The organism is Lamprobacter modestohalophilus, from assembly GCF_016583905.1.
In the GTDB taxonomy this organism is placed as follows: Bacteria; Pseudomonadota; Gammaproteobacteria; order Chromatiales; family Chromatiaceae; genus Lamprobacter; species Lamprobacter modestohalophilus.
On record NZ_NRRY01000007.1, the window covers coordinates 80,398 to 95,268 of the forward strand.

The following is a 14,871-nucleotide window of genomic DNA, read 5'->3' on the forward strand; positions in this document are numbered from 1 at the left end:
CGGATGGATAAGAAACATGCCCGGCTTCGGCGTGCGACGCGCGCTCGAGCCAAGATTCGCGAGATCGGTGGCTATCGGCTCTGCATCTATCGCACGCCGCGACACATTTATGCCCAGGTCATCGGCGAAGGCGGCGATCGCGTCATCGCCTGTGCCTCGACCGTCGAGAAAGAGCTGAAGGCTGCCTGCGAGGGCCACACCGGTAATGTCAGCGCAGCCGCTAAAATCGGCCATGCGATTGCCGAGCGGGCTCGCTCTGCCGGGGTCGAAAAGGTGAGCTTCGATCGCTCTGGCTTCAAATATCACGGCCGCGTCAAAGCGCTGGCCGATTCCGCGCGTGAGCACGGGCTTCAGTTCTGAGGAGACGTAGATGTCGAATTACAACCCAAAGCCCGAAGGCGACGATCTGCTCGAGAAGCTGATTTCCGTCAACCGCGTGGCGAAAGTCGTGAAGGGTGGCCGCGTGTTTGGCTTCGGCGCCCTAACCGTTGTTGGCGATGGAAAAGGTCGTGTCGGTTATGGGACCGGCAAGGCGCGTGAGGTCCCGGTTGCGATCCAGAAGGCGATGGAGAGCGCACGCAAGAACATGGTCGACATCAAGCTGAAGGGTAGCACCCTGCAGTATCCGGTCAATGGTCGGCACGGTGCGGCGCATGTCTACATGCAGCCCGCCTCTGAGGGTACCGGGATCATCGCCGGTGGCGCCATGCGCGCCGTGTTCGAGGTCGTTGGTGTGCAAGACGTTCTGGCGAAGTGCATTGGCACGAACAACGCCATTAACGTCGTGCAGGCCACGATTAACGGCCTCTCCAACATGGTCGATGCCGAGGTGGTTGCCGCGAAACGCGGTAAGACAGTCGACGAGATCCTAGGTTAGGAGCGAGCAATGGCGGAGAACAGGATGAAGGTGCAGCTCGTACGGAGCATGCACGGGCGCTTGAAGACGCACCAAGCTTGTGTCCGCGGCCTTGGCTTGCGGCGCATGCACCAGATCGTCGAGGTGGAAGACACGCCGGCGACCCGTGGCATGGTGAACAAGGTGCAATACATGGTTCGCGTTTTGGGGGACGGTTGAGATGCGTCTGAACACTCTTTCGCCTGATGCAGGCAGTCGCCCCGATGCCAAGCGCGTTGGTCGCGGCATCGGTAGCGGGCTCGGCAAGACTGCGGGACGTGGTCATAAGGGCCAAAAGTCGCGGACCGGTGGTTTCCACAAGACTGGCTTCGAAGGCGGCCAGATGCCGCTGCAACGGCGACTGCCAAAGGTGGGCTTTCGCTCGCGCAAGGCGGCAAGCAAAGACGAGATTCGGCTCAGTGAGCTGAAGCGACTCGACAGCACCGAGGTCGACCTGGCAAGCCTCCGCGCTGCGGGCCTGATCACGGGCGCGGTGTCAAGCGTGAAGTTGATCAAGTCCGGTGACGTTGATCGCGCCTACCAAGTAACAGGGCTGGGTGTGACAGCCGGTGCGCGTGCCGTAATCGAAGCGGCCGGCGGCTCGGTTGCCGACAGCGACAGCTAAACCAGCAAGGGCGAACCAGGGGCGATCCAAATGGCGAAGAACACGGCGTCAATGATGCAGTCACTCGGCGGCATGGGCCGGCTGACTGAGCTGCGGCAGCGTCTGCTGTTCGTGCTCGGCGCGCTGCTCGTCTACCGGATCGGCACCTTCATCCCGGTTCCCGGGGTGAATCCTGAAGCCCTAGCCGTACTCTTCGATCAAAACCAGGGCTCGATCCTTGACATGTTCAACATGTTCTCGGGTGGTGCGCTCGAGCGCGCGAGCATCCTGGCACTCGGGATCATGCCGTACATTTCGGCCAGCATCATCATGCAGCTGATGTCGGCCGTGATCCCCCAGCTCGAACAATTGAAGAAAGAGGGTGAGGCCGGTCGACGCAAGATCACCCAGTACACCCGCTATGGCACCGTGGTGCTGGCGACCTTCCAAGCAATCGGTATCTCGATTGCGTTGCAGGGGCAGACGGCTGGCGGCTCGTCGTTGGTGGTGCAGCAGGGATTTGGCTTCGTGTTCACCGCTGCGGTGTCGTTGGTGACCGGAACCATGTTTCTGATGTGGCTTGGTGAGCAGATTACCGAGCGCGGAATCGGCAATGGCATCTCGCTGATCATCTTCGCTGGTATTGTGGCCGGTCTGCCGGCGGCGGTTGGCGGCACCCTTGAATTGGTTCGCACGGGCGAGATGAACGCACTGGCGGTCTTGGTCTTGTTCGCCCTGGCACTCGCGGTGACCGCATTCGTGGTTTTCGTCGAACGCGGCCAAAGGCGAATAACAGTTAACTATGCTCGACGACAACAAGGGCGTCGCATGTTAGCCGCACAAAGCACGCATTTGCCCTTGAAGCTCAACATGGCCGGCGTGATCCCACCGATCTTCGCGTCCAGTATCATTCTCTTTCCGGGTACCCTCGGCCAATGGTTCGGCCAGTCCGAGAACATGCGTTGGCTCGCAGACTTAACCAGTAAGTTGTCGCCAGGCGAGCCGGTTTACGTCATCTTTTATGCGACGGCGATCATCTTCTTCTGCTTCTTCTATACGGCCCTGGTGTTCAACGCCAAGGATACGGCGGACAACCTGAAGCGCTCGGGCGCGTTCATCCCTGGTATTCGGCCTGGAGAGCAGACGGCTCGCTACATCGATTCGGTGATGACTCGGCTCACCGCCGCAGGGGCGCTCTACATCACTGCGGTCTGTCTGTTGCCGGAGTTCTTGATCGTCGGCTGGAATGTGCCGTTCTACTTTGGTGGGACTTCATTGCTGATCGTCGTGGTCGTGGTGATGGACTTCATGGCCCAGGTGCAGGCGCATCTGATGTCGCACCAGTATGAGGGCCTCATGAAGAAGGCCAACCTGAAAGCGCCAGGGGCTGGCCTGACACGCTAGCGAAGCGTTTTCATCACCTACTCGCTGTTCGCTGAGGTAACGCGACGCGCAATCGGCGCGAGCGACTCGGCCTGCAACCCTTTACATCGAAAACGGAGACAATTATGAAGGTAAGAGCATCTGTCAAAAAGATGTGCCGCCACTGCAAGACGATTCGTCGTAACGGCACCATTCGTGTGATCTGCAAAGACCCGCGCCACAAACAGCGCCAGGGTTAGCGAGCGGAAGCCTGCTGCCGCTTCCAACGTAAGGCGCACGGTGCTACACTGCTCTGTTTACACTTTTTCTTCTGACAGAACTGAACGCTTAGGAGCGCAACGCGCATGGCTCGAATCGCCGGAGTCAATATTCCAGACCGCAAACATGCGGTCATTGCCTTGACATCGATCTACGGGATCGGGCGGACTCGGGCGGCCTCGATCTGCGAGGCCGCACAGGTGCCGACCACCGCGCCCATCCGTACATTGAGCGAAGACGAGATCGATCGTCTGCGTAACGAGGTGAGCAAATTTTCGGTCGAAGGCGACCTCCGGCGTGAGGTATCGATGAATATCAAGCGCTTGATGGACCTTGGCTGTAATCGTGGGATTCGGCATCGTCGCGGCCTGCCGCTGCGCGGCCAACGCACGCGCACCAACGCGCGGACGCGTAAGGGACCGCGGCGCCCAGTTCGTCGTTAACACCGTTCAAGGGCTCTGTCCGACCGGCGCGGGATCGCGCTGGCGGCAGGGATCGCCTTTTCCGCTCGGAGACAGATTACAGTGGCTAAACAGCTGCGCACGCGCAAAAAAGTAAAGAAGCAGGTGGCGGATGGGGTGGCACACATCCATGCCTCCTTCAACAACACCATCATCACGATTACCGATCGGCAGGGTAATGCCTTGACCTGGGCAACCTCCGGCGGCTCCGGTTTTCGCGGCTCGCGTAAGAGCACACCGTTTGCGGCGCAGGTCGCTGCAACGCGTGCTGGCCAAGCCGCAAAGGAGTTCGGTGTCGTGAATCTTGACGTTCATGTCAAGGGACCCGGCCCGGGCCGCGAATCGGCGGTCCGAGCGCTGAACAACGCCGGTTTCAAGGTTGCGAGCATCACCGACGTGACGCCGATCCCACACAATGGTTGCCGACCGCCGAAGAAGCGGCGCGTATAACGGGGCAGAGAACATGGCGAGATACATTGGTCCCACCTGCAAGCTTGCACGCCGCGAAGGCGTCGATCTTGGGCTCAAAAGCAGGGCGCGCGCGCTCGAGACCAAGTGCAACCTGGAGAAGCAGCCTGGTCAGGCGGCTGATCGGCGGCGACGGCTCTCGGATTATGGCCTTCAGCTGCGAGAGAAGCAGAAGGTTCGGCGCACTTACGGCGTGATGGAGAAGCAGTTCCGCAATTATTACGCTGAGGCGGCGCGCCGCAAGGGTGCCACTGGCGAAAACCTGCTGCAGCTCCTGGAGCGCAGGCTTGATAACGTGGTGTATCGGATGGGCTTTGGCGCGACGCGCGCCGAGGCAAGGCAGCTGATCGGTCACAAGGGTGTGCTGGTCAACGGCAAAGTGGTTTCGATACCCTCCTACCAAGTGACGGTCGAAGACGAGATCGAGGTTCGCGAGAAGGCGAAAAAGCAGGTGCGCGTACAAAACGCACTCGCGCTCGCTGAGGCGAACGGTTTCGCTGAATGGATCGATGTCGATAGTAAGTCAGCGAAAGGGGTCTTCAAGCGGATTCCAGACCGGGTCGATCTGCCGTCCGACATCAATGAGTCGCTCATCGTCGAGTTGTACTCGAAATAACGCCGTCGAGGGAGTTTTCTATGTCAGACGTCGCAGGCGGCTTTCTAAAGCCGCGCATCGTCAAGGTCGACCCCGTCGCCGGTAGTCCGAATCGCGCTAAGGTTTCGCTAGAGCCCTTCGAGCGCGGCTTTGGCCACACGCTCGGCAATGCGCTACGGCGGATCTTATTGTCGTCGATGGACGGTTTTGCCGTCACCGAGGTCGAGATCCAAGGCATCCTGCATGAGTACACGACGATCGAGGGCGTGCAGCAGGACGTGCTCGAGATCCTGCTCAATCTGAAGCAGCTTGCAATCCGACTCCATGGTCGGGATGAGGCCACCTTCACGCTGAGCAAGGTTGGGCCTGGGGCGGTCACCGCGGGCGATATCAAAATCGACCACACCGCAGAGGTCGCGAACCCTGACTTGGTGATCGCGAACCTGACAGGTAAGAGTGAGCTCAGCATGTCGCTGACCGTGCGTCGTGGCCGCGGCTATGAGCCCGCGAGTGTGCGCGAGGCAGCGAGCGGTGAGGAGCGGCCGATCGGCAAGCTGCCGCTCGATGCAACCTTCAGCCCGGTGCTGCGCGTTGCGATCGATGTCGAAGCGGCACGTGTCGAGCAGCGGACAGATCTTGATCGGCTGGTCATCGACATCGAGACCGACGGCACTCTCGATGTCAAAGATGCAGTACAGCGGGCAGCGACCATCTTGCGCGACCAGCTCAGTAGCTTTGTCGATCTCGACCAGTCCGGCCCAACCGACGGGGTCAGCGATGAGCGTCCGAGTGAGCCAGCCTATGATCCGATCTTGGTGCGGCCGGTCGACGAGCTTGAATTGACAGTGCGCTCTGCGAACTGCCTGAAAGCAGAGAACATCTACCTCATCGGTGATCTGATTCAGCGCACCGAGGTTGAGTTGTTAAAGACACCCAATCTTGGTAAGAAGTCGCTCACTGAGATCAAGGATGTGCTGGCGACGCGGGGTTTATCACTCGGAATGCGTCTCGAGAACTGGCCACCCGATAACATCGAAGAGTTGATGGTCAAATAAAGACCGGAACAGTAGGGGCCGGGCCAGTGGCGACCGGAACAGTACCGATCGGAACAGAACAATGCGACATCAAAAAGCTGGAAGAAAACTCAATCGAAATAGCGCCCACCGCGAGGCGATGTTTCGCAACATGGCGGGCTCGCTGTTTCGGCACGAGCTGATCAAGACGACGCTGCCGAAGGCCAAGGAGCTGCGCCGTGTCGCAGAGCCCTTGATCACCTTGGCAAAGGAAGACTCGGTGCATCACCGCCGCCTCGCTTTTGCGCGGCTGCGGGATAAAGAGGTCGTCGGTAAGCTCTTTACCGAGCTCGGACCGCGTTATAGCGAGCGTCCCGGGGGCTATCTGCGCATCCTCAAATGTGGTTTTCGCGCAGGCGATGCGGCACCGATGGCCTATGTCGAGCTGGTCGATCGCCCGGCTGATGAGGCCATCACTGAGGCTGATAACGATTGACGCATGACCTCGTCAGTGGTGCAGTGATGCGCCGGTTTTGCGACGCTACGGCCGGGCTTGACCCGGCCGTTTGCGTTACGAGCCCAGCATCGGTTTCGAGCCCAGTCTAGTTTTGAGCGCGCTCTAGTTTTAAGCCAGAATGATCGTGCAGCGCTGTGCTCGAATCGTCCTCCTGAGCGACTTTGGCGATGGACCCTATGTTGGGCAAATGCAGCTTCGGCTGACCGAGCTTGCGCCAAACGTCCCGGTCGTCACGCTCACCTCGGATCTCCCACCGTTCCGACCAGATCTGGCTGCCTACCTGCTGCCCGGACTGCAGTCTGGGATGCCGCTAGAGACGGTCTATTGCTGTGTGGTTGATCCCGGGGTTGGCACGAGCCGAGAGGTGATCATCGCGCGGCGGGGTGCAGATTGGTGGCTGGGGCCCGATAACGGGCTGCTCGTGCCCTTGTTACAAGGTCAAACAGACCTAGATATCTATCGGCTCAAGTGGCGCCCTGCGCAACTCTCAGCGAGTTTTCACGGGCGGGACCTGTTTGTGCCGGTTGCGGCCCGCTTGGTGCTCGGCGACCTGCCGGCGGCAGAGCGCATCATATTCGCTCAGCTCGTCGGCGCCGATTGGCCAGCGGAACGGGCCTGCATCTGCTACGTCGATGCGTTTGGCAATCTCATGACGGGTCTCCAAGCAGACGGCCTGGCAGCGGATGCCGATTTGCTGGCCGCTGGTCAACGGCTGAAGGCGGCGCGGACCTTCGCCGATGTCGCCGTGGGCGAGGCCTTTTGGTATCGCAACGCCTTCGGCCTGGTCGAGCTTGCAGTGAACCAAGGGCGCGCCGATGCTCACCTGGGGCTGGGCCTCGGTGACTCGGTGGAGCTGGGTTAACGGGTTCCGGAACCTTGAATTCGCCGTCATGTCCTCATCTAGCGTTGGCCATGAACGATGAGTACCTGAACGTGCAAAAGACTAGCAGCGCCTTGTATCCACCGATTGAGCCCTTCGCTGTTGATCGCCTTGCCGTTGGCGAGGGTCATGAGCTCTACCTCGAGCAATCCGGAAACCGCGACGGCATTCCAGCGGTGTTCTTGCACGGTGGACCAGGCGCTGGTTGCGGCCCCTCGCATCGTCGCTTCTTCGATCCCGAGCGCTACCGAATCATCCTCTTCGACCAACGCGGTTGCGGCCGCTCCCGACCGCACGCGAGTATCGAGCACAACAGCACCTGGGACCTGGTTGCTGATATGGAGCGGATTCGCGCGCATCTCGGCATCGATCGCTGGCTGGTCTTTGGTGGCTCCTGGGGCTCGACACTGGCCTTGGCCTACGCCGAAACCTATCCGGAGCGGGTCAGCGCCTTGGTGCTGCGTGGGATCTTTCTCTGCCGCCCGGAGGAGATCGCCTGGTTCTATCAGCAGGGCGCGAGCTGGATCTTCCCAGACCACTGGCGTGATTTCTTGGCACCGATCCCTGAGTCCGAGCACGGCGATCTGCTCCAGGCCTATCATCGCCGTCTGACCGGATCGGATGCAGAGACGCGGTTGGCCGCGGCCAAGGCCTGGTCGATTTGGGAGGGGCGCTGTGCAACGCTGTTGCCGGACCCTGACATCCGCCGCACCTTCAGCGACGAGCGGCTTGCGCTCAGCCTGGCGCGGATCGAATGCCACTATTTTGTCCATCAAGCATTCTTGCGGCCGAATCAGTTATTGGAGGATGCGCCCAGGCTCAGTGAGATCCCCGGCGTCATCGTGCACGGTCGCTATGATTTGATCTGCCCTTTGCGCTCCGCTTGGGAGCTGGCGGCGGCTTGGCCACGCGCATCGCTCGAGGTGATCGCCGATGCCGGCCACGCTGCCTTCGAGCCGGGGATCGCCCGCGCGCTAGTGGCGGCGACCGACCGGATGGCTGCTGAGCTCGATCCGGAGCGGCCAAGCGCTGAGTCGATGGGATGATCGGCTTATTACAGCGGGTTCGCGCGGCCCAAGTCGAGGTTGAGGGTGAAACGATCGGCGCCATCGGCCGCGGTCTGTTGGTATTGGTCGGGGTGCAGCAGGGTGACACCGACCCGCGCGCGACCCGGTTGCTGGAGCGGCTGCTGAGCTATCGGGTGTTTGCCGATGACACCGGCCGTATGAACCTGAGCCTGGTCGATGTGGGTGGCGGCTTGCTGTTGGTGCCCCAGTTCACGCTGGCTGCCGAGACCAAGAAGGGCACCCGCGCGAGTTTCACCAGTGCCGCTGCTCCTGCGGAGGGAGAGCGGCTCTTCCATCTGCTGCTCGAGCAGGCGCGTGCCTGTCATCGCCCGGTCGCCAGCGGGCGTTTTGGTGCCGACATGCAGGTCACGCTAACCAATGATGGGCCAGTGACCTTCTGGCTCGAGTCTTGAGTGCTGTCTATACTGTGCAGTTGCCACCGCGCTTACCGCTGACTTTGTCGCCGACTTTTTGCCGCTGACTTTTGCCGCTGACTTTTTGCCGCTGACTTTTTGCCGCTGACCGGGAGCCCGCCATCTGATCATGAGTGCAGAACCCCTCGTCCATCGCATCGCTGAGATCGAGCGCAAGACCCTCGAGACCCAGGTGCGCGTGAAGCTCGATCTCGACGGGGTCGGCCGTGCGCGGTTCGAGACTGGCGTGCCCTTTCTCGAGCACATGCTGGATCAGATTGCCCGCCATGGTCTGATCGATCTCGACGTGCAGGCAGAAGGGGATCTGCAGATCGACGCGCATCATACGGTTGAAGACGTTGGCATCACGCTCGGCCAGGCACTCGCCGCGGCCTTAGGCGACAAAGCCGGCATCCGCCGTTATGGCCATGCCTATGTGCCCCTCGACGAGGCACTCTCGCGGGTGGTGGTCGATCTCTCTGGGCGGCCGATGCTGACCTACGAGGTGCCCTATACGCGGGCCTTGATCGGTGGCTTCGATGTTGATCTACTGCGCGAGTTCTTCCAAGGCCTGGTCAACCACGCCGCGATGACACTGCAGATCGATAATCTGCGCGGCATCAACGCCCATCATCAGGCCGAGACCGTCTTCAAGGCGTTTGGCCGCGCGCTGCGCATGGCTGTCGAGCCCGATCCACGCATGGCAGGCGTGATGCCTTCAACCAAGGGCAGCCTCTGAACAGCGGCTGTGAGCCTCTCGCCTCGATCGACCCGCTTGCCGAGCGCCGAGCCTGCCCTGGCCGCGACGCAGGCAGCTCGCCGGGCTCAAGTTGGCCGTGGCTCGGTTGATTGGCGGTCTCTTGCCTCGCGGCGTCTAAGGCGCGATCCGCGTTGACCGACATCGCCGAAGGTCCACTCAGCGGCCGCTCGGGCAGAGGCACGGGCGGAGCCAATAAGGCGCGCGATCAGGCGCGCGATCAGGCGCGCCGTCGTATTCACCCCAATCGCCCGCCGGAGGGCCCTCGATGTTGCTGATTCCCGCTATCGACCTGAAGGACGGCCGCTGTGTGCGTCTGCGACAGGGCCGCATGGACGACGAGACGGTGTTCTCGGATGACCCGGTTGAGGTCGCCGGTCGCTGGGTCGCCGAAGGCGCGAAGCGGCTGCATCTGGTCGATCTGAATGGGGCCTTCGCTGGCGAGCCGGTCAACGGTGATGCGATCCGCGCCATCGTTGCCGCCTTTCCCGATCTGCCGATCCAGGTCGGCGGTGGCATTCGCGACGAGCAAACGATCGGCGCCTATCTCGAGGCGGGGGTGCAGTGGTGCATCATTGGCACTCAGGCGGTCAAGGAACCCGAGTTGGTGACGCGTGCCTGCGCGGCCTTTCCAGGCCATCTCATCGTTGGGCTGGATGCCAAAGACGGTCAGGTCGCGATCAATGGCTGGGCCGAGGTCACCGAGCACCGCGTCGAGGCCCTGTCGCAACGCTTCGAGAACGACGGTGTCGAAGCCATCGTCTACACCGATATCGGCCGTGACGGTATGCTGACGGGGCCCAATATCGAGGCCACTCGCGCCCTGGCTGACGCGATTCGTATCCCGGTGATCGCCTCGGGTGGCGTCACCAATCTGGACGATCTCAAGGCATTAGTGGCGGTGGCCGAGCCGGGCATCATTGGCGCGATCACCGGTCGCGCCATCTACGAAGGCACGCTCGACTTCGCTGAAGGGCAGCGGGTGGCGGCTGGTACTGGTGATGCCTGAAGCCAGCGTATGGCGGCATCCATCGCTCCGACGTTTGGGATGGCGAAGCGTCATGTATTGACGCTGAAACAGAGGCGTCATCTTCCGGAGTGGTGACGCGCCATGTACTTTAAGAGGAGGCTGAAAGCTTGTCCGATGTCCTGAATCGACTCTCCGAGGTGTTGGAAGAACGCAAGGGCGCTGACCCCAGCACCTCCTATGTCGCCAAGCTCTACGATAAGGGGCTAGATGCCATCCTAAAGAAGATTGGCGAGGAGGCCACCGAGACCGTGATGGCCGCGAAGGATGGTGATCCGGATAAGCTGGTCTACGAACTGGCCGACCTCTGGTTCCATTCGCTGGTGCTGATGGCGGATCAGGGGCTGCATCCGGATGCGGTACTCGCCGAGCTGGATCGGCGTTTCGGGCTCTCCGGGCTCACCGAGAAGGCATCAAGGCCGGATTAACCTGAATCTCACGCGATTCGTCTGCCTGGGTGGCGTGGCACGCCATGAGCGTTAGAGCCGCTCAAGATCCGGCTGAAGGATACATGTTGGACCGAGGGCGGCGACCAGATGCGTCGGTCGTTGCCCAGATTTATGCACCGCGGCATGGCCATGCGGTATAGTCGCCGGTCGAGGCGAGAACATGCCAGAGGCGAGCGGTGATCGCCGCCTCGAGTTGTACTCAATGAATAGTTCGGTTGCCTGTGCAGGGCGACCCCAAGGCTTGGTCCCGGGAGGTTTCGATGGGTGTCGGTGGAATCGGTATTTGGCAACTCTTAATCATCCTCTTGATCGTTGTGCTGCTGTTCGGCACCAAGCGATTAAAGGGCATTGGCTCGGATCTCGGCAACGCCGTGAAAGGGTTTCGCTCGGCGATGTCGGACGCCGATAAAGCGGATGAGGAAGACAAAGACCCGAAGCGTTTGGACGCAGCGAAGTCTGAGCAGGCGGCCGATGATGCAACCGGCTCGACGAGCGATTCGGTCTCGGATAAGCCAGCAGAGAAGACCAAGGTCTGAGATGCCGGGCGGCGGTCTGCGTCATCGAGCGCGCTTGAACAGACGCTTGAACAGACGCTTGAACTGATTGGAGTAGGGCGGATCAGATGTTCGATGTGGGTGCGTTAGAGCTGCTAGTGATCAGCGTGGTTGCGTTGATCGTGGTCGGTCCTGAACGGTTGCCGAAGCTGGCGCGCGCCGCTGGGCTCTGGGTGGGTCGAGCGCGGCGTGCCTTCTCCTCGGTGAAGGAAGAGATCGATCGCGAGATCAAGGCAGACGAACTCAAAGAGATCTTGCGCAAGCAGTCCCAAAGCCGGCCATTGGATACGATCCTGGAAGAGGCCGTCAGCGGTCGTCCAGCGGCCAAGTCGAGCGGGCAGCCCGCTGCTCAGGCCTCTGTCTCGAGTCCTGGCGCAAAAAGCGCGTCAGACGCTGGTCTCGATAACGAGCCAGGCTCAGGCTCGCCGACAGCTGATGCTCCCAAGGACCGCGCATGAGTCGCCTCGGATGAGCTTAGCCTCCCGCGAAAGCACCAAACATCAGGGCACCTCGGGGCCCGATGCGTTCGGGCCAGATGGCTTGGGCGGCGAGCAGCCGTTCATCTCGCATCTGGTTGAGCTGCGCGACCGCCTGATCCGGATGGTGATCGCCATCCTGCTGGTGTTCTTGGTGCTGTTCCCGTTCGCGAACGACATCTACACCTTCATCGCGGAGCCGATCCGCGCACAGTTGCCGGCCGGTTCGCAGATGATCGCGACCCAGGTTGCCTCGCCCTTCCTGACGCCCTTCAAGTTGGCGCTGGTGGTCGCGATCTTCGTTGCCATGCCTTACCTGCTCTATCAGTTCTGGGGCTTCATCGCACCCGGGCTGTACACGCATGAGAAGCGGTTGGCGGTGCCGCTGGTGACCTCCAGCATCCTGCTGTTCTATCTCGGCATGCTGTTCGCGTACTACGCGGTCTTTCCGTTGGTGTTTGGCTTCTTCTCAGCGGTGACGCCCGAGGGCGTCGCGCAGATGCCCGATATCGCCTTCTATCTCGAGTTTGTACTCAAGCTCTTTTTTGCCTTCGGCATCGCGTTCGAGATTCCGATCGCGACCATTCTACTCGTGGCGATCGGTGCGACGACGCCCGCGGCGCTGAAGCAGAAACGTCCCTATGTGATCGTCGGCGTCTTCGTTGCCGGCATGCTGCTGACACCGCCGGATGTGATCAGTCAGACGATGTTGGCATTGCCGATGTGGCTGCTGTTCGAGGCGGGTATCTTCTTCTCGCGCTTCGTCCAGCCCAAGACGAGCGAAGATGAAGGGGAGGGCATGCCTGATGGTCCTGAGGATGATCCCAACAGCCCTTTGTCTGCCGGCGAAACGGATCGCTCGTCGACCCCGCATCGGTCGCCAGACAATGACCTAAGCGCCATCGTGGGTGATGAGATCGACGGTGGCGATCGCAACGAGCCTGGTCGCTATCGGCCGATGACCGATGACGAGATGGAGGCTGAGCTGGATGCCATCGAGGCTGAGGAGCTTGAGACCTTGGAGCCCAAACCGGCGCCCAAACCGGCGGCAAGCTCAACGAATGATTCGATGCAGGTTGAGCTGATCGAGACACTGATCCGCAAGGCGAACGAGCTGCGGGCAGCGGGTGAGGTCGCCAATGCAAAGCAGCTCTTGTACCGCGTGCTCGAGGAAGGCAACGCGGATCAGCGCGCGGTCGCGCGCAATATCCTCGTCGATTTGGATCGGTGAGCGATCCGTTGGCGTTCGGTCTGGCCGGGTATTCAGCGGCATCATCGGCAATCCACGCTGATGCGGTGAGCCTGCGAGCGCTGGTGTAATGAATCACTCGGCAACCGACTCAGACCAGCCTGCTGTGCCCCCGTCGCGGCGTCGAGAAACGGCGCGCGCGGGTGCTGGGCCACCGGGTTGGGGGAGTCAAAATCGGCTCAAGCAATTACGCGCTTTTTGCCACGCGGCGCGCGTCGGTAGTGTCAGCGCGGCGGCGGAGTTGGTCTCGCTGAGTCAGCCTACGGTCTCGCTGCAGATCCAATCGCTCGAGCGCGAGCTCGACACGATCCTCTTTGAACGCCGCGGCCCAAAGATTCAACTGACGCCCGAGGGTGCGCTGCTGTTCGAGCTGGCGCAGCCGCTGGTACAGGGTGTCGATGGCCTACAGGAGACCTTCGCGGCGCAGTGCGGCCGGCTTGATCGCGGCCGGCTCGATATCGCCGCAGGCGAGTCAACCATCCTTTACATCCTGCCTGCGCCGGTGCAGCGCTTTGCCGAGCAGTATCCGGGCATCGAGCTGCAGCTCCACAATGTCACCGGCCGTGATGGCCTGTCGATGGTGCGGGCCGACGAGGTCGACCTGGCGGTGGGCTCGATGCTCGAGGTGCCGGACGATATCCGCTATATCCCGATCGTGAACTATCGACCGACGCTGATCATGCCGCTCGGACATCCGCTGGCGGAGAAGCCGGAGGTCTCGTTGCAGGATATTGCTGAGCATGGCCTGATCCTGCCCCCTCGTCATCTGAGCACCTGGCGTTTGGTCGATCTGGTGTTCCGGCAGCAGGGGCTGAGCTACCAGGTCCGCCTTGAGGCTGGCGGCTGGGAGGTGATCAAGAAATACGTCGCGCTCGGGCTCGGCATCTCGATCGTCACCGATGTCTGCCTCACGGGCGAAGAGCGACTGGCGCGCCGGCCGTTGGATGCCTATTTCCCTTCGCGCAGCTATGGACTGGTGCTCCGGCGCGGCAAGTTCATGTCCGCCAGCAGCAAGCGTTTCCAGGCGCTGATGACCGAACTCTTCTTGGCCGGCGCCGAGCGCTCTGGCCAGCCACTGGCTGCCGGTGACGATTCGTTCGAGGATGGTCTGCTCGGCTAAGATCCCAATCTGTTTCGGTACAACGTCGACACTATGAGTATTAAATCCGACCGCTGGATTCGCCGCATGGCGAGCGAGCAGGGCATGATCGAACCCTACATCCCCGGCCAAGTGCGGGAGTCGGAAGGCGGCGGCCGCGTCATCTCCTACGGCACCTCGAGCTACGGCTACGATATCCGCTGTGCCGACGAATTCAAGATCTTCACCAACATCAACTCGGCGATCGTCGATCCGAAGAATTTCGACTCCTCGAGCTTCGTTGATCTCAAAGCCGATGTTTGCATCATTCCGCCGAATTCATTCGCGCTCGCCCGAACCGTCGAATACTTCCGTATCCCACGGAATATATTGACGATTTGTCTCGGAAAAAGCACGTATGCAAGATGTGGAATAATCGTAAATGTAACGCCTTTGGAGCCCGAGTGGGAGGGACATGTGACGCTCGAGTTCTCGAATACGACGCCTCTGCCGGCCAAGGTTTACGCCAATGAGGGCGTGGCGCAGATCCTGTTCCTGGAGTCGGACGAGGTCTGCGAGACCTCGTATAAGGATCGCGGTGGAAAGTATCAGGGACAGCGCGGTGTAACCTTGCCGAAGCCCTGACAAGATTACGAAGCCCTGACAAGATTAGGAGCGTGTGAACACTGTTGCTTCCAGTTTGACTAGCATCAGTCACGGGTTTCCA

At 61.1% G+C, this 14,871-nt stretch carries 22 protein-coding genes; all 22 read left to right on the plus strand.

Annotation, left to right across the window (positions count from 1 at the left end):
* The first annotated feature begins 3 nt into the window (after positions 1 to 3).
* The 22 genes from rplR to dcd all read left to right on the plus strand — a co-directional run bounded on the left by rplR (position 4) and on the right by dcd (position 14,789).
* Positions 4 to 360, plus strand: coding sequence for a 50S ribosomal protein L18 (rplR, locus tag CKO42_RS06570; RefSeq protein ID WP_200240842.1), 357 nt, complete (start codon positions 4 to 6; stop codon positions 358 to 360).
* A gap of 10 nt (positions 361 to 370) precedes the next feature.
* Complete coding sequence (gene rpsE, locus CKO42_RS06575; RefSeq protein ID WP_200240844.1) at positions 371 to 877, plus strand: 30S ribosomal protein S5; 507 nt, start codon at positions 371 to 373, stop codon at positions 875 to 877.
* Positions 878 to 886: 9 nt separating this feature from the next.
* Positions 887 to 1,075 carry a 50S ribosomal protein L30 gene (rpmD, locus tag CKO42_RS06580; protein ID WP_200240847.1) on the plus strand — a complete coding sequence of 63 codons (189 nt, stop codon included), beginning with the start codon at positions 887 to 889 and terminating at the stop codon, positions 1,073 to 1,075.
* 1 nt (position 1,076) lies between these two features.
* Entirely contained in the window at positions 1,077 to 1,520 is a 444-nt protein-coding gene (gene rplO / locus CKO42_RS06585) for a 50S ribosomal protein L15 (protein ID WP_200240850.1), read from the plus strand.
* 30 nt (positions 1,521 to 1,550) lie between these two features.
* Positions 1,551 to 2,903, plus strand: a complete 1,353-nt coding sequence (gene secY / locus CKO42_RS06590; protein WP_200240852.1) for a preprotein translocase subunit SecY — start codon at positions 1,551 to 1,553, stop codon at positions 2,901 to 2,903.
* Positions 2,904 to 3,007: 104 nt separating this feature from the next.
* Entirely contained in the window at positions 3,008 to 3,121 is a 114-nt protein-coding gene (rpmJ, locus tag CKO42_RS06595; RefSeq protein ID WP_200240854.1) for a 50S ribosomal protein L36, read from the plus strand.
* 105 nt (positions 3,122 to 3,226) lie between these two features.
* Entirely contained in the window at positions 3,227 to 3,583 is a 357-nt protein-coding gene (gene rpsM / locus CKO42_RS06600; RefSeq protein WP_200240856.1) for a 30S ribosomal protein S13, read from the plus strand.
* Positions 3,584 to 3,664: 81 nt separating this feature from the next.
* A complete protein-coding gene (gene rpsK, locus CKO42_RS06605; RefSeq protein WP_200240865.1) occupies positions 3,665 to 4,051 on the plus strand; it encodes a 30S ribosomal protein S11 in 387 nt (128 codons plus the stop codon).
* A 13-nt stretch (positions 4,052 to 4,064) separates the two neighbouring features.
* Positions 4,065 to 4,685: a 30S ribosomal protein S4 gene (gene rpsD / locus CKO42_RS06610; protein WP_200240874.1), complete on the plus strand. Its 621-nt coding sequence runs from the start codon at positions 4,065 to 4,067 to the stop codon at positions 4,683 to 4,685.
* 20 nt (positions 4,686 to 4,705) lie between these two features.
* Positions 4,706 to 5,719 carry a DNA-directed RNA polymerase subunit alpha gene (locus CKO42_RS06615; RefSeq protein ID WP_200240877.1) on the plus strand — a complete coding sequence of 338 codons (1,014 nt, stop codon included), beginning with the start codon at positions 4,706 to 4,708 and terminating at the stop codon, positions 5,717 to 5,719.
* Positions 5,720 to 5,780: 61 nt separating this feature from the next.
* Positions 5,781 to 6,173, plus strand: coding sequence for a 50S ribosomal protein L17 (gene rplQ / locus CKO42_RS06620; protein WP_200240878.1), 393 nt, complete (start codon positions 5,781 to 5,783; stop codon positions 6,171 to 6,173).
* 139 nt (positions 6,174 to 6,312) lie between these two features.
* A complete protein-coding gene (locus tag CKO42_RS06625) occupies positions 6,313 to 7,056 on the plus strand; it encodes an SAM hydrolase/SAM-dependent halogenase family protein (RefSeq protein WP_200240880.1) in 744 nt (247 codons plus the stop codon).
* Between the two features lie 50 nt (positions 7,057 to 7,106).
* Positions 7,107 to 8,120, plus strand: coding sequence for a prolyl aminopeptidase (gene pip, locus CKO42_RS06630; protein WP_200240882.1), 1,014 nt, complete (start codon positions 7,107 to 7,109; stop codon positions 8,118 to 8,120).
* Complete coding sequence (gene dtd, locus CKO42_RS06635; protein WP_200240885.1) at positions 8,117 to 8,554, plus strand: D-aminoacyl-tRNA deacylase; 438 nt, start codon at positions 8,117 to 8,119, stop codon at positions 8,552 to 8,554. Before pip ends, dtd begins: the two co-directional genes overlap by 4 nt.
* A gap of 130 nt (positions 8,555 to 8,684) precedes the next feature.
* Complete coding sequence (gene hisB / locus CKO42_RS06640) at positions 8,685 to 9,293, plus strand: imidazoleglycerol-phosphate dehydratase HisB (RefSeq protein ID WP_200240887.1); 609 nt, start codon at positions 8,685 to 8,687, stop codon at positions 9,291 to 9,293.
* 286 nt (positions 9,294 to 9,579) lie between these two features.
* Positions 9,580 to 10,320, plus strand: coding sequence for a 1-(5-phosphoribosyl)-5-[(5-phosphoribosylamino)methylideneamino]imidazole-4-carboxamide isomerase (hisA, locus tag CKO42_RS06645; RefSeq protein ID WP_200240889.1), 741 nt, complete (start codon positions 9,580 to 9,582; stop codon positions 10,318 to 10,320).
* Between the two features lie 128 nt (positions 10,321 to 10,448).
* The gene (locus CKO42_RS06650; protein ID WP_200240891.1) at positions 10,449 to 10,766 is read left to right on the plus strand and encodes a phosphoribosyl-ATP diphosphatase; all 318 of its coding nucleotides are present in this window, start codon (positions 10,449 to 10,451) and stop codon (positions 10,764 to 10,766) included.
* Positions 10,767 to 11,047: 281 nt separating this feature from the next.
* Positions 11,048 to 11,323 carry a twin-arginine translocase TatA/TatE family subunit gene (tatA, locus tag CKO42_RS06655; protein WP_200240893.1) on the plus strand — a complete coding sequence of 92 codons (276 nt, stop codon included), beginning with the start codon at positions 11,048 to 11,050 and terminating at the stop codon, positions 11,321 to 11,323.
* Positions 11,324 to 11,409: 86 nt separating this feature from the next.
* On the plus strand, positions 11,410 to 11,799 hold the full coding sequence (gene tatB / locus CKO42_RS06660; RefSeq protein ID WP_200240895.1) for a Sec-independent protein translocase protein TatB: 390 nt from the start codon (positions 11,410 to 11,412) through the stop codon (positions 11,797 to 11,799).
* A 10-nt stretch (positions 11,800 to 11,809) separates the two neighbouring features.
* The gene (gene tatC / locus CKO42_RS06665) at positions 11,810 to 13,048 is read left to right on the plus strand and encodes a twin-arginine translocase subunit TatC (RefSeq protein WP_200240897.1); all 1,239 of its coding nucleotides are present in this window, start codon (positions 11,810 to 11,812) and stop codon (positions 13,046 to 13,048) included.
* Between the two features lie 88 nt (positions 13,049 to 13,136).
* On the plus strand, positions 13,137 to 14,186 hold the full coding sequence (locus CKO42_RS06670; protein ID WP_200240900.1) for a LysR family transcriptional regulator: 1,050 nt from the start codon (positions 13,137 to 13,139) through the stop codon (positions 14,184 to 14,186).
* A gap of 33 nt (positions 14,187 to 14,219) precedes the next feature.
* Complete coding sequence (dcd, locus tag CKO42_RS06675) at positions 14,220 to 14,789, plus strand: dCTP deaminase (protein WP_200240902.1); 570 nt, start codon at positions 14,220 to 14,222, stop codon at positions 14,787 to 14,789.
* Positions 14,790 to 14,871: the final 82 nt, after the last annotated feature.